Raw genomic sequence first — 23,094 nt, 5'->3', positions numbered from 1 at the left:
CACTTACGGCTCCTTCCCCAGCGGATCGAGTCCGACGGCGATCCGCAGCTCCAGGAGCGCGGACCCCAATGCATAGCGAGCCCGGGCAAGCGCCACCTCGGCCTCGAACTGCCTCACCTGCGCATCGCTCAACGCGAGGGACGACGCAATCCCCTGGCGATAGAGGATGCTCGTCTCCTCCGCGTTCTGACGGGCGGCATCGGCGGCCACCTGGCTCTGGTTCAGCGCGGCCTGGGCGGTGCGCAGCAACACGTTCGCCTGGTCCACCGCCACGTCCACCCGCCGCGTCCGCGCCGCCACGTCCAGTTGCTGCACCCGCACCAGGGCGAGCCGCTCCCGGCGATCCGCGTAGCGCTCGCCTCCGTCGAAGAGCGACCAGCCCAGGTTCACCGACACGAAGGCATTCCAGTTGCGCCCGGCGAGGCCCGCCTCGTTGGTGAGCGAGTACACGCCGGTGGCCGACAGCGTGGGGAACAGCCGGGCCAGCGGCTCGCTCGCGAGCGCCTCCTGCTGCCGCACCCGGAGCTTCGCGGAGAGGATGTCCGGGCGGCGCTCCAGGGCCCCCTCGGTCAACAGAGAAAAGGACTCCACCGGCCGCGAGGCCTCGCCCAGCAGCGTCTCGGGCGCCGCCAGCGGGCCCTCCACGGGAGCCACCAGCAGGTAGCCGAGCTCCAACCGGCTCGTCTCTGCTTGACCCACCGCGTCAGCGAGGTTCGCCTCCGCGGTGGCCACGTCCAACTGCGCGCGCGTCACGTCGTTGGTGCTGGCCAGGCCGGCCTGGGCGCGAGCCTTCGCATCCTCGAGGGACTGGCGGGCGTAGACGAGCCGGCGCTCGGCGGCCTGGGCCACCTGTTGCAGGCCCAGCGTGGACAGGAAGGCGTTGGCGGCCTGGAAGGAGACCTGCCGGCGCGCCTCCACCGCGTCCAGCGCCGTCGCCTCGCGATCCCGGCTCGCCGCCTGGAGGAGCGGAAAGCCGCGCGCGTCGAAGAGGGGCACGGTGGCCGTGGCATTGCCGGAGAAGGCGTTGCGCGCCTGGACCACCACCTCCTCGCCCCCCACCTGACGCACCACGTCCTGCAGGCGGCGGGTATAGGTGGCGCTGGCGTTCAGCCTCGGGAAGAAGAAGGCGCGGGCGCGGGCCACACGCGCCTCGGCGGCCTCGGCGCGGGCCTGGGCCGTCAGCGCCGTCTCATTGCGCTCGGCCGCCAGCGACACCGCGCGCTCCAGCGTCAACGGTTCCCGCGTGGGCTCGGACTGCCCGGAGGACGGGGTCCCGGCTCCAGGCCCCGGGACGGACTGCTGCTCCTGTGCGCGCACTTCGGGCACACATAGAGCGAGCCAGGCACACACGGGGACGACAACGGCGGAACGGATCAAATGCATGGTCGGGCGAAGGAAGATGTTCCGGGACGGGCCAGGACGGCAGGCCCCATTTTTTATTCAAAGGACCCGAGCGAGCACGGTCACGGGAACCCACCTCTCTGGACGCTGCATCGCACATCGGGCTAATGGGGAGAAGGACGAAGACTTTTCGAGTGGGGCGCGGCGCGCCCGGGAATGCCCGAACGATGCGTTTATTCCTGCTGGCGTTGGGAATGTTGGCGCTGTGCGGCTGTCGAGGGGCGGAGGCTGGGGCAGGTGCCGTACGTGTGGAAATCTTCTACGCGACGTTCCACCCGGGGTGCCTGACCGTGACGGCACTGGATGAAGCGGATGTGAGCCGCTCCGAGACGCAGCAGCTCGCGGTGGAGGAGCGCACCAGCGACGCCAAGACGGTGGCGGTGTTCCGCAAGGCCGACTGGAGCCGGCACCTCCAGGTGCTCGCGAGCGCCCACGAGGGCTCGTGTGCGGGACCGGTGGTGGCCACGAGCACGCGGCAGGTGGAGGTCCCCGCGAGCGGCACCACGGCGGTGTACCTGGATCTGCGCGCGGAGGATCTGGACGGAGACGGCTTCGTCGCGGCGAGCGCGACCAGCCAGGGCACGGACTGCGATGACACCGACGCCACCGTGTACCCGGGCGCCCCGGAGACGTGCGACGGAAAGGACAGCAACTGCTCCGGTGACGAGGAGGACGCGCCCGGCAAGCGCGGCTACTACGTGGACGCGGACGGCGACGGGTACGGCGACATCTCCCGGGGGGTGATGGCGTGTGTGCCGCCCCCGGGCACGGTGATGGAGGCCGGGGATTGCGACGACTCCGACCCCAGCGTGCACCCGGCCACGGCCGAGCTGCGCTGCGACGGGAAGGACGATGACTGCGACGGCACGGAGGACGAGGACTTCTCCCTCGGCACCACGTGCAGGACGGAGCTCGGCTGCGAGGGCGCCTGGGCCTGCACGGCGGCGGGTTCCGGGGCGGAATGCAAGAGCGAGCAGACGCCCGTGTCGTGGTACGCGGACGAGGACGGAGACGGGCTCGCTGGCACGACGGTGGCGGCCCTGTCCTGCGAGGAGCCCGTGGGCGCGAAGTCCGTCACGGACGATTGCGATGACACCTCGCGCTTCCGCGGCGGCACCGAGGTGTGCGACCGGCTGGACAACGACTGCGACGGCCTCACGGACGAGGACGGCGTCTGCGCGACGCATGCCTGGAGGACGCAGACACTGTGGAGCACGGCGTGGGAGGCGGTGACGACCTATGCACCGGGGAAGGCCTGGCTCGCGGGTCCGGACGGCTGGCTCGCGCACGTGAACGGCGCCTCCGTGGCGCAGTTCTCGGAGTGTGGCCCCGCGAACCACTGGAAGGTGGCGTGGGCCCGGCCGAGCGACGGGCGCGTCTTCGTCGGTACGGCGGAGGGCACCTTCGCCAGCGTCCATCCCCTCACCTCCGGTTGCGTCACGCAGACAGTGAGCGGAGTGCCGGGCAACGTCACTGGCATGGTGGGCTTCGAGCGGAGCGGCACCACCACCGTGTACGCGGTGACCAACACCGGCCATGTGCTGCGGTGGGAGTGGCGGGAGCCGGTGGGCAGTCCTCCGCCGGTGGTAGTGGCGACACAGCTGGCGGCGAGCCTGCGGAGCATCCACGGCCTGGGCCCGGACACGCTGCTCGCCGTGGGCGCAGAGGACTTCCAGCCCGGCGCCGCGCCCCTGCCCCGCGCCTACCGTCTCGACCTGGCCTCGGGACAGTGGAACCTCGAGGAACTGCCGGCGGACGTGGGCACGGGCTACCTGCGGGGCGTGTCCGTGGTGGATGGCTCGCTGGCCTACGCGGTGGGCGAGCACGGCCTGGTGCTCGAGCGCAAGGAGGGAACGTGGCGCAAGCTGCCGCCCCCCGGTGGCTCGGCGACGCTGGAGCTGCTGGACGTGGCCGCCCTCCACCCCAGTGCCATCTACGTGCTCTCCAACCAGAGCGGCACGTTCCTCCACCGCTTCGACGGCACGGCCTGGAGCGAGCCCTCCCCCCAGAGCCAGGTGCTCCAGTCGCTCGATGCCATCAGCCCCCGGGAGCAGTGGGCCGCGGGACAGAACGGTACGCTGGTGCGCTGGGGCCCTCCCTGAGCCCGGGGTGACATGGAGCTGCGCGCGGACAGGCTCTCGGTTCGGCAGGGGGGACGGTCGCTCCTTCAGGAGGTGACCTGCACCCTTCCGCCCGGCAGCCGGGTGCTCGTCCTGGGGCACTCGGGCGCGGGCAAGACGACGCTGCTCAAGGCGCTCGCGGGGCTGGTGACGCCGGCCAGCGGACGGGTCCTCTGGAATGGTGAGGACGTGGCCCGGATGCCGCCCGCGGGTAAGCGCGCGCGCCAGGCGGCGTTCGGCATGGTGTTCCAGACGGATGCCCTCTTCGACTCGCTGACGGTGCGCCGCAACGTGCTGCTGCCCCTGGAGCGCCGGCGGGTGCCCCGGGAGGAGGCGGAGGCGCGCGCGGACGAGGTGCTGCGCGCGGTGGGGCTCGCGGAGGCCGCGGACACCCTGCCCGAGCGGCTCTCCGGAGGCATGCGCAAGCGGGCCGGTATCGCCCGGGCGCTGGCGGCGAGCCCCTCGGTGCTGCTGGCGGATGATCCCTTCGCGGGGTTGGATCCGGGCACGGCGCGGCAGGTGGCGCGCGTGCTGCTGGAGGTGGCCGGGAGCGGCTCGCTGGTGGTCGCCGCGCCCGAGGCCCCACCGGAGCTCCCCCTGTCCCGCTGGCTGTACCTGCGCGACGGACGGCTCGTCCACGACGGCCCGCCCGCCCCCGGGGTGGAGGCGCGGACGGACGAGGCGCTCGCGTGACGGCGGCGCTGACGTGGCTCGGTCAGGAGGCGCTGGGCGCGGTGCGCGGCGTGGGGTCGGTGGCGCTGGTGCTGGCGCGCACGGTGCTGGGACTGGCGCGGATGGATCGCCGCGAGCTGCTGCGTGGGCTGGAGGAGTTCGGCTGGGGCTCGCTGCCCCTGGCACTGGCGACGGCGGCACTCACGGGGGCGACGGTGGTGGTGCAGACGTCGCTGTACGTGGAGCGCTTCGGAGCGAGGGCCATTCTCGGGTGGGCGGCGGGGTACGCGGTGCTGTGGGAGTTCGGCCCGCTGCTGCTGGGGCTGGTGATGGCGGCGAGGCTGGGGGCGCGCAACGCGGCGGAGCTGGCGACGATGCAGGTGGGCGGGCAGCTCGAGGGCCTGCGAGGAATTGGCCTGGATCCGTTCGCGGTGCTGGTGGCGCCGCGAGTGGTGGCGATGACGCTGAGCGTGTCGGGCCTGTCCGCCCTCACCTTCCTGGTGGCGGTGCTCTTCGAGGCGGTGGCGGCCTTCTTCACGCTGAAGCTGCCGGTGCGAGCCTTCTTCGGCAGCTTCGAGCAGATGCTGCACGCGACGGACGTGCTGGGCGGCATGGTGAAGGCGAGCGCCTTCGGGCTGGCGATCGCGCTGGTGTCGACGGCGGTGGGCCTGAAGGCGCGGGGAGGCGCGCGGGCGGTGGGCCGTGCGGCGGCGGGCGCGGTGGTGCACGGCTGTGGCGCCATCTTCCTGCTGGATTTCCTGCTCACCACCACGCTGGCCATGTGGCTGAGCTGAACCCGAAAACCTCAGTGGGCCGGAGTGAGCTTCAAGCGCGAGCCCGTGGCCGCGTCGAAGAACGCCGCCAGTGACCGGGCGATGGACTCCGCGCGCTGCACGGCGGCCGCATCGGGCTCCTTCCCACGGTGCATCAGGTAGATGGACAGCTTGAATTCACGCTGGGCCTCGGAGGCCGAGGGGTTGCGAGGCCCCATGGCGGCCACGATCCGCTCCAGCGTCACCGGCACCTTCCGGGCCGCCAGCCGCCCATCCCCGAGTGACTCGATGTCGGCGAGGAGGAAGGTGTCGGGCACCTCCTCGGGCCGGGCCAGCCCCATCGCATACAAGTCCAACCAGGAGAACCCCGCTGGCGTCAGGTAGGGCTTCTCCTCCCTCGTGAAGGTGCCGTCGGCCTCCTCGCGATAGGAATGGCCCCCCATCAGGGAACTCTCCGGATACGGCTGGGAAGTGAAGAGGGAGGCCACCGGGAACGCCGCCGGAAGGTGGAGCCCCGCGGACCAGTGACACTGGCAGGCGTCACTGGAGAGAGGCCAGCGCTCCCCGCTCGCCGGCTCCATCTGCTCGAGCCCCATGCCCCAGCGGTGCGTCAACTCGTGGGCCAGCAACCCCACGGCGAAGGCGTGCCCCCCGTATTCCCTGCTCCTGTCCGCCACCACCTCGTCGAAGCGGGACATGCCCACCCAGATCGGCCGCACGGCCACCTGCAGCGCCGAGGAGCCAAAAGCCTTCCCTCAGTACCGCGAGAAAAAGGGAGCAGACGATTCTTCTCATGAGGGTCAGGCTACCGCTCCGCGATGCCGTATTCGCAACGCTGCTTGCTGAAGGTGCCAGCGGTCAGGAAAAACGCCCCGGATACTGGATTACCGGAAAATTTCCCTCTATTATGAATTCCGCATCTATCATGGAATCCTACCTATGCCCAAGCACCTGCTCCGCTCTGTCCTCCGTGCCTCGCTGTCTGGACTGATGCTGTCCGCCTGTGGCGGTATGCCCGACGAATTGGGGCTGACTCCAGCCGGGGAGACCCTGGGCACCCAGGAGGCGGCCCTGGATTGCGCCGGAGCCAGCGTCACCACGCTCAACATCGGCGGGATGAGCTCGTGGGGTGGAGTCCTGTCCGGCGGGGGGAACTGGTCGGTGACCTACCCCGCCAATGGGGTGAAGCTGTCGTTCTACGTCGACGGCGTCTGGCGCGGTGACCAGACACTCCAGGGCGACGCCAACCGCTCTGGCACCTGGAGCTTCAACGACAGCCCGATCAGCTGCGGCTCGCACACCTTCCAGGTGAGGGCCATTCCCGCGATCTATGACAGCGCCGGCAATCCTCCCGGCACCTGCGCGACGGGCTCCACGTCGAAGAGCTTCACCTTCACCCAGGGCTGCCCCACCGCCAACCTGTCCTGCACTCAAGCCCCCTACTCCCTCTCCTGCACCGGCAGCGCCAGCGGCGGCACGGGCGGCTACACCCACTACATCCAGGATGTCTACGTGGAGCGCGGCGTCACGACCTCCAATCCCTGGCGGCAGGCTTCGTCCATGAGCGCCTACTGCCCCATGGTCACCAGCGGCACCACCTCCACCCGGCAGATCTTCGTGTATTACAAGGTGGTGGACAGCAGCGGGATGCAATCCCCCATCAGCTCGCGCAGCGTGAGCTGCGTGGCGTATTGAGACACCACGCCGTCCATCCCTCGCTCACGCGCGGGCGGGACGCGGGCCACACAGCGCGCGGAGCGCTTCACGCTCGGCCGTGGAGAGCACCGTGACCGGGTACTTCGGATTGCCGCTCGCGCGGTCGAAGAACGGATGGGGCCACACCTTGCCGAGGAGCTTCCATCCAAGCACCTTGCGAATCGTCCTCGCGATCAGGCCCACGTTCGGCTTCACCGACCCGGGCGGAGGATCGCCGATCGCGAACTTGCCGAGGACTCCACCGCGCGGCGCGCCGAAGACCTCGTCACACGGGAGGGCGTTCGGCGCCTGCTGGAACAACTCGGTGACGATCCCGACGAACGGCAGCCGCGGTGACACCATGTTGCCGAGCGGTGTCTTGCAGCAGCTCGCGTACCAGCGATAGAGGCCCTCGGGCGTGAGGCGCACGGCGGTGACGAGCTCGAGGCCACGATCGAACGAGAGCGTCGACGGCGCGACCTGCACGATATCCGAGCCGCCGTGCTCGTCGAGCAGCTCGGCACGGCCGAGGTGGTGCAGGAACGCCTGACAGTCATCGCAATAGCAGACGATGCGGTTCACCGTGTCTGGCGCCGCATCGCGCAACCAACCGTGAATCCTTCCGCAACGGCACTGGAGCTCAACGTCTCGAGACATGGGGCCCCGCATATCACCTTTGACGCGCGATGTGCCTGCTCACTCCCGATACAGGGTGCGCCGGAGGAAGCCGAGCGCCCGGCGCCAGGCGTCGTCCCAATCCTCCTGCCGCATCATGTGATCCGACTCCGGGTACTCGTAATGCTCGACGTGCAACCCGGGGTGCCACTGCCAGATCCGGTGGGCGAAGTCGCGGGCCCAGTGGGGCGGCACCACGCCGTCACGGCCCGCGTTGAGCAGGAACACCGGGTGGCGCGCACAATCCCACGGGCGGTGGACCGGCGCGTGCCGCATCAGCCAGTGGAGCTCCTCGGTGATGGGACCCTCGCGCGGAGTCCAGTCCGGCGAGCCGAGGATGGACACGGTGGCCTGGACCCGTGAGTCATTGGCGGCCACGGTCAGCGCCGTGTACGCGCCGAACGAGATGCCCGCGAGCCCGATGGGCCAGTGGCCTTCGGAGGCCACGTGGTCGATGACCCGGGAGACATCGTGGGCCGCCTCGCGGATGGCGTGAAGCAGGCGGGCGTGGGATTCGGGTGGGCCGAGCCACGCCAGCTCATCGAGCCATCCGTCCCGCCGGGCACCGTGGTGCGGGGCATCCACGCCCACGGCGCTCAGGCCCCAGGTGGCGAGCGCGTTCAGCTCCCCACGCTGGGTGTCTGCATTCGCGCCGAGCCCGTGCAGGACGATGACAGCCGGGCCGGGCCGGGGCTCGTCGTGCACCTTGAGCACGGGAATACGTCCCTCCACCAAGAAGCGGTATTCGTCGGGCATGAGTGGAGTCTACAGGCCAGGTCGGACAGAGGGCTGCCCGCTGGGACTGGCGGCTGGAGAGACTCAGCGGTACTCGGGCGGAGCCAGGACGATACGAGGGACGCGGTAGCCCTCGGGGCCCTGGAGGACCGTCTCGAAGCGCGGGTCGTTGATGATGACGGCACCCGGGCTGGTATCCACCCGATCCGGATCCACCCGGGCACCCTCGAATGGAATGAAGTTCCACGTCGGGATGCCGTACTGGTGCAGGCCATCCGTGGCCACCCCGCAGATGGGCAGCGTGGAGCCATCCGGCAGGTGGAGGGTGTCGAGCTGGATGTAGACGCGCTTGAACGTCGTCATCGCCTCACCGGACACCTGGTAGTCCTGCTCCACTCCATTCACATCGACGAACATGGTGGCACTGATGGGGCCGGGCTTGACGTTGCGGGTGGGATGTTCAGGGTCGTTCGATGCCGGCGCGAGGCCGGTCTCGATGAAGGTGGGGTGCTCCCCGGGATCGATGCCCAGCTTGACGGGAGTGGCGCGCGCCTCGGCGGGGCATCGGTCGAGATAGCCGACGGGATCGGGCCGCACGGGAGCGGTGGCACACCCGGCGAGCTGCGCGACCGAAGCACTCACCACGCTCGTGAGCAGGACGCACAGACGTGAAGGCACCTGCGGTGAGGGACAGACGGCACGGGTATCGTCATGGGAGACAGAGGACACGGGGTGGGTTCCTTTCTCGGAAGGTGCCGGGCAGTCCGGCACACCGGGCTCAGCGTGGAAGAGCATCCACCCTAGCCCGAGAAGCGCTGCGCCAAGGACCACCCCGGCGAGGCCCCTCGCCCAGCCGCGGCCCCACCCCGCGCGCCTGGAAGGACCCGCCTGGGGAGACGGAGGCGGAGCCGGCTCCACGAGTTCCCCGTCACCGATTTCCACCACATCGACACCGGGAAACCGCTCTCGTATCCGCTCGCGCTCCGGGAGCGATGGGGCCACCTGCCAGGCGGCGGTGTTCCCCTCCTCCTCCCGTAGCCGCTCCAATTCCTCACGGACGGCCCGGACACTCGCGGGGCGCCGCTCGGGAGCCCGAGCCAACAACCGCATCGTCAGGTCGCACAGGGACGCGGGAGCCTCGGGGACGAGCTCTCGGGGGTCCGGCGGCCCCGAGGCGATGGCCACCAGCAACTTCTCCAGGGGCAGCCTGGGACCGAAGGGATGACACCCGGTGAGAATCTCGTACAGCAGCACGCCCAGCATGTAGAGGTCGGCGGAAGGATGGGCCTTCATGCGGGAGCCCTTCCGATGGGCTTCTTCCACGAGGAAGGCCATGACCTCGGGGGGCTGGCAGTAGAGCGTTCCCGGCGCCACCCCATCCGTCAGGGTGCTCGCGAACGGCAGGTGCACCGCGCCCAGATCGATGAGGAAGGGCTTGTCGTCCCCATCCCTGACCAGGAGGTTGTCGGCCTTGAGATCGCGGTGACACAGGCCGCGCTCGTGCATGAACTCCAGGGGTTTCAGCGCCTCGCAGAGAACCTCGATCGTGCGATGGAGCGAGGCATGCTGGCGCCAGCGCCACACGTGGAAGGTGCATCCTGGCACATAGGGCGTGACGAAGTAGACGTAGCCCGTCTCCGCATCGGGCCAGCGGCCCCATTCCAGCACCGGCAGCAGGCCGGGGTGCTCGAGCAACTCCAGAGACGACACCTCGCGGCGCATCCAGGCATCCACCTGATCCTCGTCATCCGGAGAGGCGGGCCGGACCGCCATCTTGCACGAATAGAGGTGTCCGCCGCGCTCCAGGAGGAAGACGAAGGCGAAGCCGCCCACTCCCAGCCGACGTACCACGCGGAAGTCCCGGATGCGCTGCCGGGCGCGGAGTTGATTGGGGTGCAGCGGCTTTCTCATGGCAGTTCCACCGCCGCTTCCAGCGGTAGGACATGAAAAGCCCCGGGTACGTGCTCCCCGTCCAGGGCCACTTCCAGCCGGGTGGTCCCCTCGGGAAGCAGCGCGGTGAGCACATGGAACTGCTGTTTCTTTTTTTCCAGAGGGCCGGACAAGAAGGGCACGGGCCACTCCACGAAAGAGGGGCCCCTGCCGATCGTGGCCCGGAGCCGGAGCTGCCTCGGCCTCCAGGGCCGGAGGCCTGGTTGCAAGGTCCCGACAGCCAGGGTGACGAAGAGGCGCTGTCCGAGCCGGAGGAGGGATACGAGCCGAACACGAGACTCCGGCCCGGCGAGCTTCCCTATCTCCTGCGGGACGGCGAACGTGGCACGCGCTTCTGGAGCGCTGAGCAACTGAAGAACCAGGGCCCTGGCGGCGTCCTCGTCGGCGGCAGCGGGCGAGGCACGCACCAGGAGCACGGAGGTGTCCACCTCATCGCGCCGGGTGACGAGGGAGAAGCGCAGCGGCCCGGCCCGAGGGGTGGCACCCACGACGAACGGGAGGCGCTCGCCCTGGGTGAGATCCTCCGAGGGGACGAGCACCAGCCGGTGGTCGTCGATGGGGACGAGTTGGATGCGTCCTCGCACGTCCTGGAACGACAGGGGCCCGAGGGGCACGTCGGACTCCACCAGGGTGGCGGTACCGGCCGCGACGTGCAGTTCGAGAGGCGGTACGCCGTCGGGCTGGGAGGACACGAGGAGGGTGCGCTGGCGGAAGACGCTCGCCTCCTGACGCTCCCGGGCGGAGGCCGGAGCGGAAAGCAGCAGGGCCAGCAGGAAGAACCAGGGACCAGGGCGCACGCGAGAGCCTCCGACAGTCCGCCGACGCTATGGAGGCAGACGCACCCGGGCAAGCACAAAGTGACTCGGCCCGTCATGCCGGTCCAGGTGACTTCGGACATGGTGCGCCTCCTCGAGTCCGCGCCCGGAGGGACTCGGTTGCACCTCCTCCGTCCTGCCCGGGGAGACCCGTTGGCACAATGTTCCCGAGGGCCCGCGCACGGCTGGTAGCATCGGGGCGCCTCATGAACCCCCTGGCCTTCATCGGAGCCCCGGCCTTGATGCTCGCGCGCACGGTGCGGGCGAGCGTGCGCCATGGCCTGTCCTGGCGCGAGTGCCTGCACCAGTTGTACGAGACGGGCTCGCGCAGCACGTGGCTGGTGATGTCGGGGATGGCCTTCTTCGGGGCGGTGCTGGTGACGTTCGCGGACAGCCAGGCGCGCAAGGTGACGGGGAACCTGCCAGTGGTGGGTCCGCCCTACTTCGAGCTGCTGGTGCGCGAGTTCGGCCCGGTGGTATCGGCGCTGCTGGCGGCGGCGCGCGGCGGGGCGAGCCACAGCGCGGAGCTGTCCACCATGAGCGTCAACGAGCAGGTGGAGGCGCTGGAGATGTCGGCGGGAGACCCGTACGCGGACCTGGTGGCGCCGAGGGTGGTGGCGGGACTGGTGGGGGTGCCCCTGCTGTGCATCGTGGGGACGATGGCGGCGACGCTGTCCGCGGTGGCCACGGCGAGCTGGGCCTTCGGGGTGGACGGGACGGCCTTCATGGACGCGCGGTTCGTGGACGGGTGGGACGTGCTGGCGGGGCTGACGAAGGGGGCGGGCTGCGGCCTCTACATTCCCCTGGCGGCGGCGGTGGCGGGCCTGTCCGCGCGCGGAGGCGCCGAGGCGGTGGGTGAGGCCACCACGCGCGGGGTGGTGGCCGCGTGCTTCGGCTGCCTGCTGATCGCCTTCGTGGTGGCGCTCGGCTTCCAGGCGCTGGGGGTGTGAGCGGGAATGCTGCGCTTCTCCGACGTGGGGGTGACGTTCGAGTCCGGCCGGAGGGTGCTGGCGGGGCTGAGCGCGGAGCTGTCCACGCGGGAGCTGACCTTCGTGGCCGGCGCGAGCGGCGCGGGCAAGAGCGTGCTGTGCCGGCTGGCGGTGGGGCTGCTGAAGCCAGACTCGGGCCAGGTGGAACTGCTCGGCGAGCGGGTGGACACGATGCCCGAGCGCGCCCTGCGGGCCCTGCGCCAGCGGGCGCCGTACCTGGTGCAGGGCCCGGCGCTGCTGGACTGGCGGACGCTGCGCGAGAACGTGGCCCTGGCGGCTCCGGGCCTCTCCTCGGAGGCCGTGCACGAGGCGCTGGCCCGGGTGGGGCTGGAAGCGGCGGCGGACCGGCTGCCCACGGAGCTGGGGCCCGGGGCGAAGAAGCGGGCGGCCATCGCCCGGGCACTGGCGCTGCGGCCGGAGTACCTGCTGCTGGACGAGCCCACCACGGGACTGGACCGGAGGGCGGCGACGCAGGTGGAGGAGGTGCTCGCCTCGGTGAAGGCGCGAGGGCTGGGCGCGCTGGTGGTGTCCCATGACTACCGCCTGCTGAGGACGCTGGCGGACCGGGTGCTGGTGGTGGGCGGGGGCCGCTGCGCCTTCCTGGGCACGCCGGAGGCGTTCCTGGCATCCTCGGAGCCGGAGCTGAGGGCCCTGACGGCGCCCTTCCTGGAGAGCGCATCGGATGGATGAGCGTCGCTTGGAGATGAAGGTGGGCGCGCTGGTGCTGGCGGCGCTGGTGGGCGTGCTCGGGCTGCTGTGGCTGATGGGCGAGCTGACGATGGGCCGCGATACGGTGCTCTCGGTGGACTTCAGCCACACGGGCAACGTGGTGAAGGGCGCGCCGGTGAAGCTGGGCGGCGTGGTGGTGGGCCGCGTGGAGGAGATCCACCTGGAGCCGGACCGGAGGGACACGCAGGGCCGGCCGCTGCCGGTGCGGATGGGGCTTTCCGTGAAGCCCGAGGCGATGGTGGCGCTACGGGAGGACACGCGGGTGACGGTGGCCACGGTGGGGCCGCTGGGCGAGCCGTACCTGGAGCTCAACCCGGGCTCCGCGTCCTCCCCTCCCCTGCCCGCCTCCGGAGGCTCGCTGCGGGGCACGGACGCGCCGCGGTTGGATCTGGTGGCCCAGCAGCTCTCGGCCTTCCTGGACGTGGCGAGCGGCGCGCTCGCGGAGGATCCAGAGGGGATGCGCAACCTGGCCACCAACCTGTCCCGGCTGACAGGCACATTGGCTGGCGTGCTGAGCGACAACCGGGGCGACCTGAAGAGCCTGACGGGCGATCTGACCGCGGCGGCCAAGGACCTGCGGATGTTGGCCAAGGTGACTCGGGAGGCCATGCAGCCCGGAGGCACGGGGGCCCGGCTGCTGGGCGACGCGGCGGAGACGGCGGCGCTGATGAAGCGCGAGCTGCCCGGCCTCTCCGGCTCGGCGGCGAAGACACTCAACGGGCTGTCGATGGTGACGGGCGGGCTCGACGCGAAGGATGGCGAGCGGCTGAAGCTGGCGCTGGAGCGCTATACGGCGGCGGGCGAGAAGCTCGATCAGATGGCCGCGAAAGCGGACCGGCTGCTCGCGCGCATCGAAGCCGGAGAGGGCACGGTGGGTGCTTTGCAGAAGGACAAGCAGGTGTACGACGACCTCAAGACCCTGCTGTCCGATCTGCGCAAGCACCCGTGGAAGATGCTCTGGAAGGAATGAGGCGCGAGGCGTACCGTCGGCGGCTCCGCCGTCGGGCATGGGAGAACATGCACATGGAAGGGACTCTTCCAGCCGTTGCCTGACCACCGTTGATGTCAGGTGTCTTGCAATGCCTCGGCCGTTCCAAGCCAGGAGGAGGAAGTCCTGTCAGGGGGAGGCTCCGGTCACGATGGAGAGCAACTGGTCCGATTGTCGGACCAGTTGGTACGCCGCGCGGCCGGAAGATGCCCCATGCATTCCGGCGAGAGCACCCCTGAAAGGACTTTCTTCCTCTGGCTTGGCTCATTGCACTCGCACCGGCAGCGTGCGGTCGCTCGTGGTGCCATCCCCCAGCTGGCCGGTGTAGTTGGCGCCCCAGGCCCACACCGTGCCGTCCGAGCGCACCGCCAGCGAGTGGTCGAAGCCCGCGACCACGGCCCCCCCTGCGTACATTCCCTGCACCCGCACCGGGACCGTGCTGTTGCTCGTGGTGCCATCCCCCAACTGGCCATAGGTGTTGTAGCCCCAGGCCCACACCGTGCCGTCCGAGCGCACCACCAGCGAGTGGTAGGCGCCAGCGGCCACGGCCACCACTCCGCTCACGCCTTGCACCTGCACCGGCAACGAGCGGTGGCTCAGGGTGCCATCCCCCAACTGGCCATAGGAGTTGGAGCCCCAGGCCCACACCGTGCCGTCCGAGCGCACCACCAGCGAATGGCTGGAGCCACTGGCGATACGGGTTCTCGCCTGAACACCCCAGAGGGCCGAGGCGCGCGAGGTCTGCGCTTCCGTCTCGGCCGCGGGCTGGCCACAGCCCACCACCATCCAGAGCCCCAGCCATACACCCAACAGCCTGCTCATCCATCCTCGAGGACTTCCCTGCATTCTGTGACTCCCGGTCCTAGCGCATTCACTGTGAATGCGGCTGGGGCCGGGACGTATCACCGAATGGTGGAACACCAACAAAGTGGATGGTCACGGCTTCGGCCAGGGGGAAGACCCTCACCCCAACCCTCTCCCAGAGGGAGAGGGAGTTTCGCTCACTGCCCGTTGCTCGACGTCTGCGCGGTCCTCGCCGCCGAGTACTGGGTGAGGATTTGATTCATGTCCATCGTCTGCAGCGTGGCCCCGCTGCGCCCGCTGGGCATGAAGATGATCTGCTTGCCCATCAGCGCCTCGGCGATCCGCAGCTTCACCATCGTCCGGCCTCCCGCCCCCGCCATCGCCTCGTTCTCCTTGGCGATACCCTTCGACTTCGCCTCCGCCTCCTTCAGGATCGCCGTCGCCTCGTTGGTGGCCCGCACCAGCTCCGCGTCCGCCGCCAGCTTCGTCTGCTCCAGCTCTCCCTGCGCCTGGGCGATCTTCTGCGACACCGTTCCCTTCGCCGACTCCAGGTTCCGCTTGGCCTCCTCCGCCGCCGCCTGCGCCTCCGAGCGCAGCTTCTCCGCCATCTGCTCGGCCAGCTTCTTCTCGCGGATCACCTTCTCGTACTCGGGATTGAAGCGGTGCTCCTGCAGAATCACCTGCTCCACGATGATGCCCTCGGGCTGGAGCGCCACCTCCAGCAGCTTGCGCGCGCTCTCCGCCGCCGCGAAGCGCTTGTCCGCCGTGTAGAAGTCCTCCGAGCGCAGCACGTTCAGCGCGTCACGCACCAGCGCCCGCGTCGCCGGCCGCACCAACCGGCTCTCCACGTCCAGCGTCGTGCGCCCCACCTTCTGCATCAGGTGCGGCGCCTTCGCGGGATCGATGCGCCAGGCCACCGTCACGTCCACCGCGATGTCGTTGCCGTCCACCGTCTTGAACTCGATGTCGTCCGTGCGGCCCTTCTCCCCCTCCCCCTTCGCCCGCATCCGCAGGTTCTGCAGCTTCGTCTCGAAGGTGTCCCAGTCCGTGGAGAACGGCGGGAAGAAGAAGTACGTGGCGCCCGGCGCGTACGTCTCCGGCTGCACGCCCCGCGAGCCCATCAGCGTGAACTTCCTCGTGAGCACGCCCACCTCGTTGGCCTCCGTCGAGTGGCACGCGCACCCCTGCACCACCGGCAGCGCCAGCAGCACGAACAACCCCAGCATCCTCAAGTCCATGCGCTTCATGGCTCTCACATCCCCTTCACGTCGAAGCGCCGGAGCGCCGCGTTGAGATCCAACGGGTTCACCCCACCCTCGCCATCCGTGGGCACGACGATCACCTGCGTGCCTCCCAGCACGTCCGCCATCTTCAGGCCCACCATGTTCTCGCTGCCCGCCCCGCGCAGCGCCGCGTTCTCCAGCTCTATTCCCTTCGCCTTGGCCAGCTTCACCACCAGATCGCCCTCGGCCGCCTTGGTGCGCCGGTACAGCTCCGCCTCCGAGCGCAGCTTCGCCACCTCCGCGTCTCCGCGCGACAGCTCCACCTGCACCGTGGCCTGGCCCACGGCGATGATCTTGTTCTTCTCCGCCTCGGCCTGCGCCGCCGCCGCCTCCGCCATGTTCTTGAAGACGGACTGATCCTGGATCTTCCGCTGTTCGATCGCCTGCTGGTAGCGCGAGTCGTACCGGTACTGCCGCAGCAGCACGTGCGTCACCTTGATGCCCTTGGGCTCCAGCTCCGCGACCAGCAGCTTCTGCGCCTGCGCCATCGCCTTGTCGCGCCGATCTCCCTTGTAGAAGTCATCCGCGTCCATCTCTCCCAGTGTCCGGCGCAGCACCTGCTCCCCGCGCGGAATCACCGCCGAGTCCTCGTACAGCCGCCCCGGGCCAATCTGCGTCATCACCTTGTACGGGTTCTCGATCCGGTACAGCAGCGTCACGTCCGCCGAGACCGTGTAGCCCTCGGACGTCTGGATCTTGATGGCCCGCACCACACGGTGCTCCGCGCCCTCGCCCACCTCGGCGGAGTTGTCCGCCATCTCCAGCACCTGCAGGTCCGTGGGGAAGCGGTGCATGCGCTCGGCCCCCGGCGTCACCCAGTGCAGGCCCGGCCCGTACACCTTGTCCCGGATGCCCTTCTCCCCACCCAGGATCACCTGCTTCACCCCGCTCTCGTACGGCCGGATGTAGACGGTGCACACGTTGTACGCGAACAGGCCGCCCAACAGCAGCACGCCCACCGGCCAGAGCATCCGCGTCCGGGGCTGCTTCAGGGCCGCGAGGATTTGATCTCCCGCCTTGCTCATACCTTCTCCTTCGGATTCGAAGAGGATCCACCGCTCCGCTCCGGAGACTCCGGCTCGGAGAGTCGCTCGGGCACCGGCGGGACGGACTCGTCCAGGGGCCGGTAGGCCTCGAGCTGCTGCTGTTCCACCACCATGTCCCGCACCAGCGTGGCGAGCCTCCGCCGGTAGCGGCGCTCGTAATAGGACTCCTGCATGTCCGGCAGGAAGGGCCCGAGGAGGATGAGCGCGAAGGGCAGCGGCTCGAGCCAGTTGGGCACCCGCGTGAGGGCGATCACCACCGCCGCCACGATGCCCACCCCCGTGTAGGCCACGCGCGAGAGCAGATCCCCCCCGCGCCACAGCCCGTATTGGCGCCGCTGCAGCGCGTGGTGCTCGCGCGCCAGCTGGAAGTAGCGCGGCACTGCCACGGTGAAGACGCTGCGCTCCAGGCGCTCCCAGTAGCCCGGGTCCACCGCCACCTCGGAGAAGCGCCGGGCCACGTCGGCCAGCGCCAGCCGCGCCTCGGCCTGCAGCTGCGCCTCCACCTCACCGTCCCACTCGCCGAAGCCGGGCCGGCGCCTCTCCAGCCACGTCAGCACGTGCTCGGTGACCTGGGGCAGCCGGAAACGATCGGGATACACGCGGAAGATCCCCCTCTTGCCGCGCAAGGGGCGGCGCGCCGAGTCTTCCATGTGCGTCCATTCCCACACAATGCCCGGCTGCTCCACGCACCCCCAGGCGATCCGGATCGGACCGAGCGCTCCATCCAGGTGCGCCGGAATGGCGCAGCCGATCTGTCCCACCGCCCTGGATTCCCAGCAATTCCGGCCATTTGAGGTTGGCAACGTCCTTGCTTTGGGGAGAGCGCGTGAAGGCGGCCAGAACGGACCGCCCCAGCCTTCGAGGAGGAGCGACCATGGAAGTGCGATTCTACGGAGTGAGGGGGAGCATCGCGGTGTCGGGGGCGCACGCGGCGAGGATCGGGGGCAACACGTCGTGCCTGGAGGTGGTGAGCCAGGGGCACCGGCTCATCCTGGACGCGGGCACGGGCATCCGGGCGCTGGGCGAGGCGATGATGCGCGAGGGCGACCCGCGCAAGGCCACGCTCTTCTTCTCGCACCTGCACTGGGACCATGTGCAGGGCTTCCCCTTCTTCACGCCGGGCTACCTGCCCAACACGGAGCTGATGCTGTACGGCCCGGGGACGGATGGGGCGCAGGCGCTCGAGTCGGTGCTGGCCAGGCAGATGGAGCCGCCCCACTTCCCGGTGCCGCTGTCCACCATGCGCTCGCGGATGACGTTCGGCTCGGCGCTGCACGGGCGCCCGGTGGAGGTGGGACCCTTCCGGGTGACGCCCTTCGACGCACCGCATCCCCAGGGGTGCCTGGCCTACCGCGTGGAGGCGGACGGCCACAGCTTCGTCTACGCCACGGACATGGAGATCTCCCTGGCCACGTTGGATCCACGGGTGGCGAAGTGGATGGAGGGCGCGGACGCGCTGTGCCTGGACGCGCAGTACACCCCGGACGAGTACAACGGGAAGAAGGGGATCCCCAAGAAGGGCTGGGGGCACTCCACCATGGTGGACGCGGCGCAGGTGGCCGCGGCGGTGAACGCGCAGCGGCTGTTCCTGTTCCACCATGACCCGGCGCACAACGACGAGCAGGTGGAGAACATGGCCGAGGAGGCGCGCAACCACTTCTCCGCCACCGAGCCCGCGCGCGAGGGCAAGCGAATCGTGCTCGGGGCCGCCTGCGCGTGAGGGGGAGGGGCGCATGGGCCCGCACTGCGATAGTGTCCCCCTGGACTTCGAGCTTCCCCCCCTGCCCTTCATGGCCTCTACCCCGGACATCAGCCAGGTACTGCTCCCGATCGGCGGGCTCGTCGGTCGGGAGATCGATCTCGATGCGTTCCTCCAGACGTTGATGGATCGCATCGCGGTGACGATGCAGGCGGACCGGGGAACGCTGTGGCTGTTGGATCCGGCGCGCGGTGAGCTGTTCTCGAGGGCGGCGCACCTTCCCGAGGTGTCGCAGATCCGGGTGAAGGTGGGCCAGGGCGTGGCCGGTTTCGTGGCCGAGCACGGCGAGCCCGTGAACATGCCGGACGCCCGGGGGGAGAGCCGCTTCTTCGCGGACATCGACCGGCTGACGGGCTACCGCACCACGACGATCCTGGCGGTGCCGTTGCGAGACACGGTGGGCACCATCTACGGCGTGCTCCAGGTGCTCAACCGGCGCGGAGGCGGGCGCTTCACGGATGACGACGTGGAGCGGCTGATGGCCATCGCGGTGCAGGTGAGCCACGCGCTGCAGAGCACGAGCCTGTACCAGGAGCTCCAGCGGGCGAAGGATCAGCCGCAGGCGCCGGTGGGCTACTTCTTCAACCGGATCATCGGCGAGTCCGAGCCGCTCAAGGTCATCTACCGGTTGATCCAGAAGGCGGCGCCCACGGACGCCACGGTGTTGCTGCGGGGCGAGAGCGGGTGCGGCAAGGAGCTGTTCGCGCGGGCGGTGCACGTCAACGGGCCGAGGCGGGACAAGCCGTTCGTGAAGGTGGACTGCGCGGCGTTGCCGGCGTCGCTGATCGAGAACGAGCTGTTCGGCCACGAGAAGGGAGCCTTCACGGGGGCGGACCACCGGGTGCCGGGCAAGTTCGAGGCGGCGGATGGCGGCACGGTGTTCATCGACGAGATTGGCGAGCTGCCGCTTCCGGTGCAGGGCAAGCTACTGCGAGTGCTGCAGGACCGGGAGTTCGAGCGGGTGGGCGGCACGCAGACGATCAAGGTGGACGTGCGGATCGTGGCGGCGACGAACCGGGATCTGGTGAAGATGGTGTCGGAGGGGAAGTTCCGGGAGGACCTGTACTACCGCATCAAGGTGGTGGAGCTGGTGCTGCCGCCGCTGCGGGAGCGAGGTGGGGAGGACATCGAGCGGTTGACGCGGCACTTCATCGCGGCCTCGGCGAAGCGGCACCGGCTGCCATTGCCGAGGCTGAGCGGGGTGGCGCTGGATCGGCTCAAGCGCTACCGGTGGCCGGGCAACGTGCGCGAGCTGGAGAACTGCATCGAGAGCGCGGTGGTGCTATGCGAGGGGGAGATCCTCGAGGAGCACCTGCCCCTGCCGAAGGTGGTGAGCGCGGCACCGGCTCCAGTGGAGTCTGGTGAGACGGTGATGGAGAGCGGCACCGGGGAGCTGCTGCCCCTGGCCGAGGTGGAGAAGCGGCACATCCTGCGGGTGCTGGACTCGGTGAAGGGCAACCGGACGGCGGCCTCGAAGGTGCTGCAGATCGGCCGCAACACGCTGGGCCGGAAGCTCAAGGAGTATGGGATCGCGGACGAGGGCTGAGCCTCGTTCACCCTTCCCTCCCATCAATCTTCATCCCGACGAACCAACAACCCCTCTCCCCTCGGGAGAGGGACGGGGTGAGGGTATTGAAGTTCCCGGGTTGGCTCGAGGCTGCGTCTGCCGTGATGGTGAGGGTCGCCGGTTCAGCGTGCCTCAAACTGGCGTTCGTTCAGAATGTGGAATGCCGCTCAATCGTTCGCAATGGACCGAAGCAGATGATTTCAAATCCTGCCCGGGATGCTCACAAGATGCTGGTGTTACCGAGCATGTCTTTTACAAATACCCTGAAGGATTTGGAGTAACGAACGCCCGTAGTGCAGACGTGCATCCGGAAGGCCCTCAAAGTCATTGTTCCAGCTGCCGGGGTCGAGGAGCCACGGCTTCTCCCCGGGTGATGTGCCGGAGTGTCGTCAAGGGAAAGCTCTACAGGCCAGACTCCGTCGGTCCATTGATCAGGCGCCGGAAGGCTTCAGGTTAGGCGGAGCTTCTCCTGAGACGCAGTACACTCGGATTCAACTCAGGGCGCTCGATACCCTCACCCCGTCCCTCTCCCGAGGGGAGAGGGGAATTGCTCGAGCGCCCGTGTGCTCGAGATCTCCAGCCAGAAGAACCCGCCAGGTCCGGGACGCGAAAAGACAAACGGCCCAGGCACGTCTGGGTGCATGAGAAGTACGGCTTCACGGACGAGGGGTAACCCCGATGCCCGGACACGTGGCACACGAACGGGCGGACCGGGCCGCCCCCTTGGCGGTCCCCCCACTCCCCCCTCATCCATGAAGAAAGAGCCGGAGGGACGCCATCGCCACGAGGTGAACACCAAAAGGGATATCGCCGCCGGACATCGGCACGCTGGTTGCCCTCGCTTGCCCTGCTGCTGGTCGTGGGACTGGGCGTGGCGCTCACCGGTGCCCTGCTCGTGTTCGCCCAGAGAGCGCTTCACGGCCAGGAGCAGGAGGCCCTTGCCCAACAGACGGCTCGCGCCCACGAGTTGGCTTCCGGGCTCGGCTCCCAACTCCACGCCGCGGAGCAGCTCCTCGACACCCTGGCCTCGCTCGCGGGTCCCCTCCGGGAGCAGCAGGAGCTCGAGGCGCTGCTCCACCGGATGCTGGCCTCCGCTCCGAAGCACGTGATCCATGGGCTCGGGGAGTGGTTCGAGCCCGGCCGGTTCGCGCCCGGCGTGCACTACATGGGCCCCTACATCCACCAGGACCAGGTCCTCTCCTACCAATGGTCCACCCCCGTCTATGACTACCCCCGCCAGGACTGGTACCAGCAGGCATGGCGGCGGGGCGAGCGGATCTCCATCACCGAGCCCTACTTCGACATGGGCCAGACGTACGTGTCCCTGACGCGGGCCTTCTTCGACGACCAGGGCCGGCAGCGGGGAGTCGTGAGCGTGGATCTCATCCTCCCCTTGGTGGGAGAGATGGTCCGTCAGGCCAACGTCTCCCCCACGGAGTCCCTCTATCTCGTCAGCCCCCACGACATGCTCATCGCGCATCCGAGGGGGGCGGAGCTCCTCACCTGGGCACGCGGGCGCGGACGCTCCCCGCGCAGCCTGGCCGAGCTCTCACTCGAGGACCTGCGAACGTGGGAGCACGCGCATGGATTGGACCGGGGATGGTGGACCACCCAGGTAAGCGTCCCGAATTCCGGCTGGAGGGTGTTCGCCTCGACGAAGGAAGACACACTCTTCTCGAACGTCCACCGCCAGCGGTCATTACTGGTGGCCCTGGGCGTACTGCTCTGGATGGGATTGGGAGCGAGCGGCATCGTCATGGCCCGCTCGGAGAGGACCCGGGCCCTGATCCGCACGCTCGCCGAACGCCAGCGCCAGGAGGAGGAGCGGCTGCGGCTGCTCGCCCAGGTCCAGCGGCGCTCGGCGGAGCTCCAGGCCGTCATCGAGAGCATGGTCGAGGCCGTCGTCGTGGTCGGCACCGAGGGACGAGTCACCCTCGCCAACCGGGCCGCGCTGACGCTCTTCGGGAAGACCTCATCCGCGGGCAGTGAACTCGACACCTCGTATTGGGCGCATCCCCCCCAGGGATTGGATGGGCAGGACCTGGCCTTCGACACCCTGCCCCTCGCCCGGGCCTTGAGGGGAGAGCAGGTGAACGACGCCGAGCTCGTCATCACCCAGCCCCCGCAGAACCGGAGGCGCATCCTGCGGGTGAACGCCGCCCCCATCCGGGACGAGTCGGGCCGTGTCGTGGCCGCCGTGACGGTGTCGCGCGACATCACCCAGGCCGTCGAATTGGAGCGCCTCCAGAGCGAGTTCGTGAAGATGGCCGCGCACGAGTTGAAGACGCCCCTGGCGGTGATGAAGTCCTTCGCCCAGCTCGCCTGCCGGACGGCGCATCCGGCCCCCGCCCTGCGCCGGTTGCTCGAGGGCATCAGCCGGGGGGCGGACCGGATGGACCGCGTGGTGCGCACGTTGCTGGATGCCTCCCAGCTCCAGCTCGGCCGGTTGCACTTCGAGAAGACGGAGCTGCGTCTGCGCGCACTGGTGGAAGCCGCCGCCGCGAGCACCGCCGCCCACCATCCGAGCCACCCCATCCACATGCTCCCGGGACCGGACGCGTGGGTACTGGGCGATCGGGCGCGGCTGGAGCAGGTGCTCACCGAGCTGATGGACAACGCCGCGCGCTACTCGGCCGCGGGAACCCCCGTGGAGATCTCCCTCCACGTGGAGGGAGAGGAGGTGGAGATCTCCATCCGGGACGAGGGCATTGGCATCTCGGAGGAGCAGCGGGAGCGGCTCTTCGAGCGCTTCTACCGCCCCCATGCGGGGACCCCCCATGACCGCGGTGGAATGGGCCTGGGGCTGTACCTCTCACGAGGCATCCTCCTGCTCCACGAAGGCCGGGTGGAGCTGGAGAGCCGGGAGGGCGAGGGCACCCACGTGCGCGTCCGCCTTCCCAGGCTCCCCGAGCAGCGGCCCACCCCCGAGGTGGCCTCGATGCAGGAGCGCGAGCCCCTGGGCGCGGACCTGGGTGCATGACCTGGATGGGCCTCTGCCTCAGAAGCTCAGGATGGCGCCCGTCTCGATGCCCAGCGAGGTGCGCGTCGCATCGAAATTCGGCGCGTCCGCCGCCTGCAACCGGTGGTGCGACT

At 69.5% G+C, this 23,094-nt stretch carries 20 protein-coding genes; 10 read left to right on the top strand and 10 right to left on the bottom strand.

The genetic code is table 11. The features are described from left to right. Positions 1 to 3: 3 nt before the first annotated feature. A complete protein-coding gene (locus Q664_RS07300; protein ID WP_043391411.1) occupies positions 4 to 1,383 on the bottom strand; it encodes a TolC family protein in 1,380 nt (459 codons plus the stop codon). Between the two features lie 266 nt (positions 1,384 to 1,649). Here Q664_RS07300 and Q664_RS07295 point away from each other — a divergent pair, with 266 nt between their 5' ends. From Q664_RS07295 to Q664_RS07285, 3 genes are all read left to right on the top strand, one after another. Beyond that, positions 1,650 to 3,503 (top strand): putative metal-binding motif-containing protein, encoded by a 1,854-nt coding sequence (locus tag Q664_RS07295; protein WP_052517785.1) that lies wholly within the window; start codon positions 1,650 to 1,652, stop codon positions 3,501 to 3,503. A gap of 72 nt (positions 3,504 to 3,575) precedes the next feature. Beyond that, complete coding sequence (locus Q664_RS07290) at positions 3,576 to 4,214, top strand: ABC transporter ATP-binding protein (protein WP_235216589.1); 639 nt, start codon at positions 3,576 to 3,578, stop codon at positions 4,212 to 4,214. Beyond that, positions 4,211 to 4,987 carry an MlaE family ABC transporter permease gene (locus Q664_RS07285; RefSeq protein WP_043391403.1) on the top strand — a complete coding sequence of 259 codons (777 nt, stop codon included), beginning with the start codon at positions 4,211 to 4,213 and terminating at the stop codon, positions 4,985 to 4,987. The genes Q664_RS07290 and Q664_RS07285 overlap by 4 nt, the downstream gene beginning before the upstream one ends. Positions 4,988 to 4,998: 11 nt before the next feature. Here Q664_RS07285 and Q664_RS07280 read toward each other — a convergent pair whose 3' ends face one another. Further along, positions 4,999 to 5,685 (bottom strand): hypothetical protein, encoded by a 687-nt coding sequence (locus Q664_RS07280; protein WP_152621962.1) that lies wholly within the window; start codon positions 5,683 to 5,685, stop codon positions 4,999 to 5,001. 220 nt (positions 5,686 to 5,905) lie between these two features. Here Q664_RS07280 and Q664_RS51700 point away from each other — a divergent pair, with 220 nt between their 5' ends. Beyond that, positions 5,906 to 6,661, top strand: a complete 756-nt coding sequence (locus tag Q664_RS51700) for an Ig-like domain repeat protein (RefSeq protein ID WP_052517784.1) — start codon at positions 5,906 to 5,908, stop codon at positions 6,659 to 6,661. Positions 6,662 to 6,685: 24 nt separating this feature from the next. Here the strand turns inward: Q664_RS51700 and Q664_RS07270 are convergent, their stop codons facing one another. The 4 genes from Q664_RS07270 to Q664_RS07255 all read right to left on the bottom strand — a co-directional run bounded on the left by Q664_RS07270 (position 6,686) and on the right by Q664_RS07255 (position 10,818). Continuing rightward, the gene (locus Q664_RS07270) at positions 6,686 to 7,318 is read right to left on the bottom strand and encodes a DUF6151 family protein (protein ID WP_043391440.1); all 633 of its coding nucleotides are present in this window, start codon (positions 7,316 to 7,318) and stop codon (positions 6,686 to 6,688) included. A gap of 39 nt (positions 7,319 to 7,357) precedes the next feature. Continuing rightward, positions 7,358 to 8,092, bottom strand: a complete 735-nt coding sequence (locus Q664_RS07265; protein WP_043391398.1) for a dienelactone hydrolase family protein — start codon at positions 8,090 to 8,092, stop codon at positions 7,358 to 7,360. 63 nt (positions 8,093 to 8,155) lie between these two features. Next, entirely contained in the window at positions 8,156 to 9,982 is a 1,827-nt protein-coding gene (locus Q664_RS51695) for a serine/threonine protein kinase (RefSeq protein ID WP_052517783.1), read from the bottom strand. Then, positions 9,979 to 10,818, bottom strand: coding sequence for a DUF2381 family protein (locus Q664_RS07255; RefSeq protein ID WP_043391396.1), 840 nt, complete (start codon positions 10,816 to 10,818; stop codon positions 9,979 to 9,981). The genes Q664_RS51695 and Q664_RS07255 overlap by 4 nt, the downstream gene beginning before the upstream one ends. Before the next feature lie 224 nt (positions 10,819 to 11,042). Between Q664_RS07255 and Q664_RS07250 the strand changes: the two genes are divergently transcribed. The 3 genes from Q664_RS07250 to Q664_RS07240 are packed head-to-tail and all read left to right on the top strand — an operon-like array spanning position 11,043 to position 13,524. Beyond that, positions 11,043 to 11,786: an MlaE family ABC transporter permease gene (locus tag Q664_RS07250; RefSeq protein ID WP_043391393.1), complete on the top strand. Its 744-nt coding sequence runs from the start codon at positions 11,043 to 11,045 to the stop codon at positions 11,784 to 11,786. Between the two features lie 6 nt (positions 11,787 to 11,792). Beyond that, the gene (locus Q664_RS07245) at positions 11,793 to 12,515 is read left to right on the top strand and encodes an ATP-binding cassette domain-containing protein (RefSeq protein WP_043391391.1); all 723 of its coding nucleotides are present in this window, start codon (positions 11,793 to 11,795) and stop codon (positions 12,513 to 12,515) included. After that, positions 12,508 to 13,524 (top strand): MlaD family protein, encoded by a 1,017-nt coding sequence (locus tag Q664_RS07240; protein ID WP_043391388.1) that lies wholly within the window; start codon positions 12,508 to 12,510, stop codon positions 13,522 to 13,524. The genes Q664_RS07245 and Q664_RS07240 overlap by 8 nt, the downstream gene beginning before the upstream one ends. A 282-nt stretch (positions 13,525 to 13,806) precedes the next feature. On the opposite strand, the gene Q664_RS07235 is transcribed toward Q664_RS07240, so the two are convergent. The 4 genes from Q664_RS07235 to Q664_RS07220 all read right to left on the bottom strand — a co-directional run bounded on the left by Q664_RS07235 (position 13,807) and on the right by Q664_RS07220 (position 17,274). Further along, positions 13,807 to 14,364, bottom strand: a complete 558-nt coding sequence (locus Q664_RS07235; protein WP_052517782.1) for an RCC1 domain-containing protein — start codon at positions 14,362 to 14,364, stop codon at positions 13,807 to 13,809. 179 nt (positions 14,365 to 14,543) lie between these two features. Next, a complete protein-coding gene (locus Q664_RS07230) occupies positions 14,544 to 15,593 on the bottom strand; it encodes an SPFH domain-containing protein (RefSeq protein ID WP_052517781.1) in 1,050 nt (349 codons plus the stop codon). Positions 15,594 to 15,598: 5 nt separating this feature from the next. After that, positions 15,599 to 16,654 carry an SPFH domain-containing protein gene (locus Q664_RS07225; protein ID WP_052517780.1) on the bottom strand — a complete coding sequence of 352 codons (1,056 nt, stop codon included), beginning with the start codon at positions 16,652 to 16,654 and terminating at the stop codon, positions 15,599 to 15,601. Then, the gene (locus tag Q664_RS07220) at positions 16,651 to 17,274 is read right to left on the bottom strand and encodes a hypothetical protein (protein ID WP_152621960.1); all 624 of its coding nucleotides are present in this window, start codon (positions 17,272 to 17,274) and stop codon (positions 16,651 to 16,653) included. The genes Q664_RS07225 and Q664_RS07220 overlap by 4 nt, the downstream gene beginning before the upstream one ends. Positions 17,275 to 17,549: 275 nt before the next feature. On the opposite strand from Q664_RS07220, the gene Q664_RS07215 reads away from it, so the two are divergent. From Q664_RS07215 to Q664_RS07205, 3 genes are all read left to right on the top strand, one after another. After that, positions 17,550 to 18,395 (top strand): MBL fold metallo-hydrolase, encoded by an 846-nt coding sequence (locus Q664_RS07215; RefSeq protein ID WP_043391383.1) that lies wholly within the window; start codon positions 17,550 to 17,552, stop codon positions 18,393 to 18,395. A 13-nt stretch (positions 18,396 to 18,408) separates the two neighbouring features. Then, positions 18,409 to 19,980, top strand: a complete 1,572-nt coding sequence (locus Q664_RS07210) for a sigma-54-dependent Fis family transcriptional regulator (RefSeq protein ID WP_043391381.1) — start codon at positions 18,409 to 18,411, stop codon at positions 19,978 to 19,980. Between the two features lie 853 nt (positions 19,981 to 20,833). Beyond that, a complete protein-coding gene (locus Q664_RS07205; RefSeq protein WP_043391374.1) occupies positions 20,834 to 22,981 on the top strand; it encodes an ATP-binding protein in 2,148 nt (715 codons plus the stop codon). Positions 22,982 to 23,094: the final 113 nt, after the last annotated feature.

This window comes from Archangium violaceum Cb vi76 (genome assembly GCF_000733295.1).
In the GTDB taxonomy this organism is placed as follows: Bacteria; Myxococcota; Myxococcia; order Myxococcales; family Myxococcaceae; genus Archangium; species Archangium violaceum.
The sequence above is the reverse complement of the archived record's forward strand: the minus strand, read 5'-3'. Positions and strand labels throughout refer to the sequence as shown.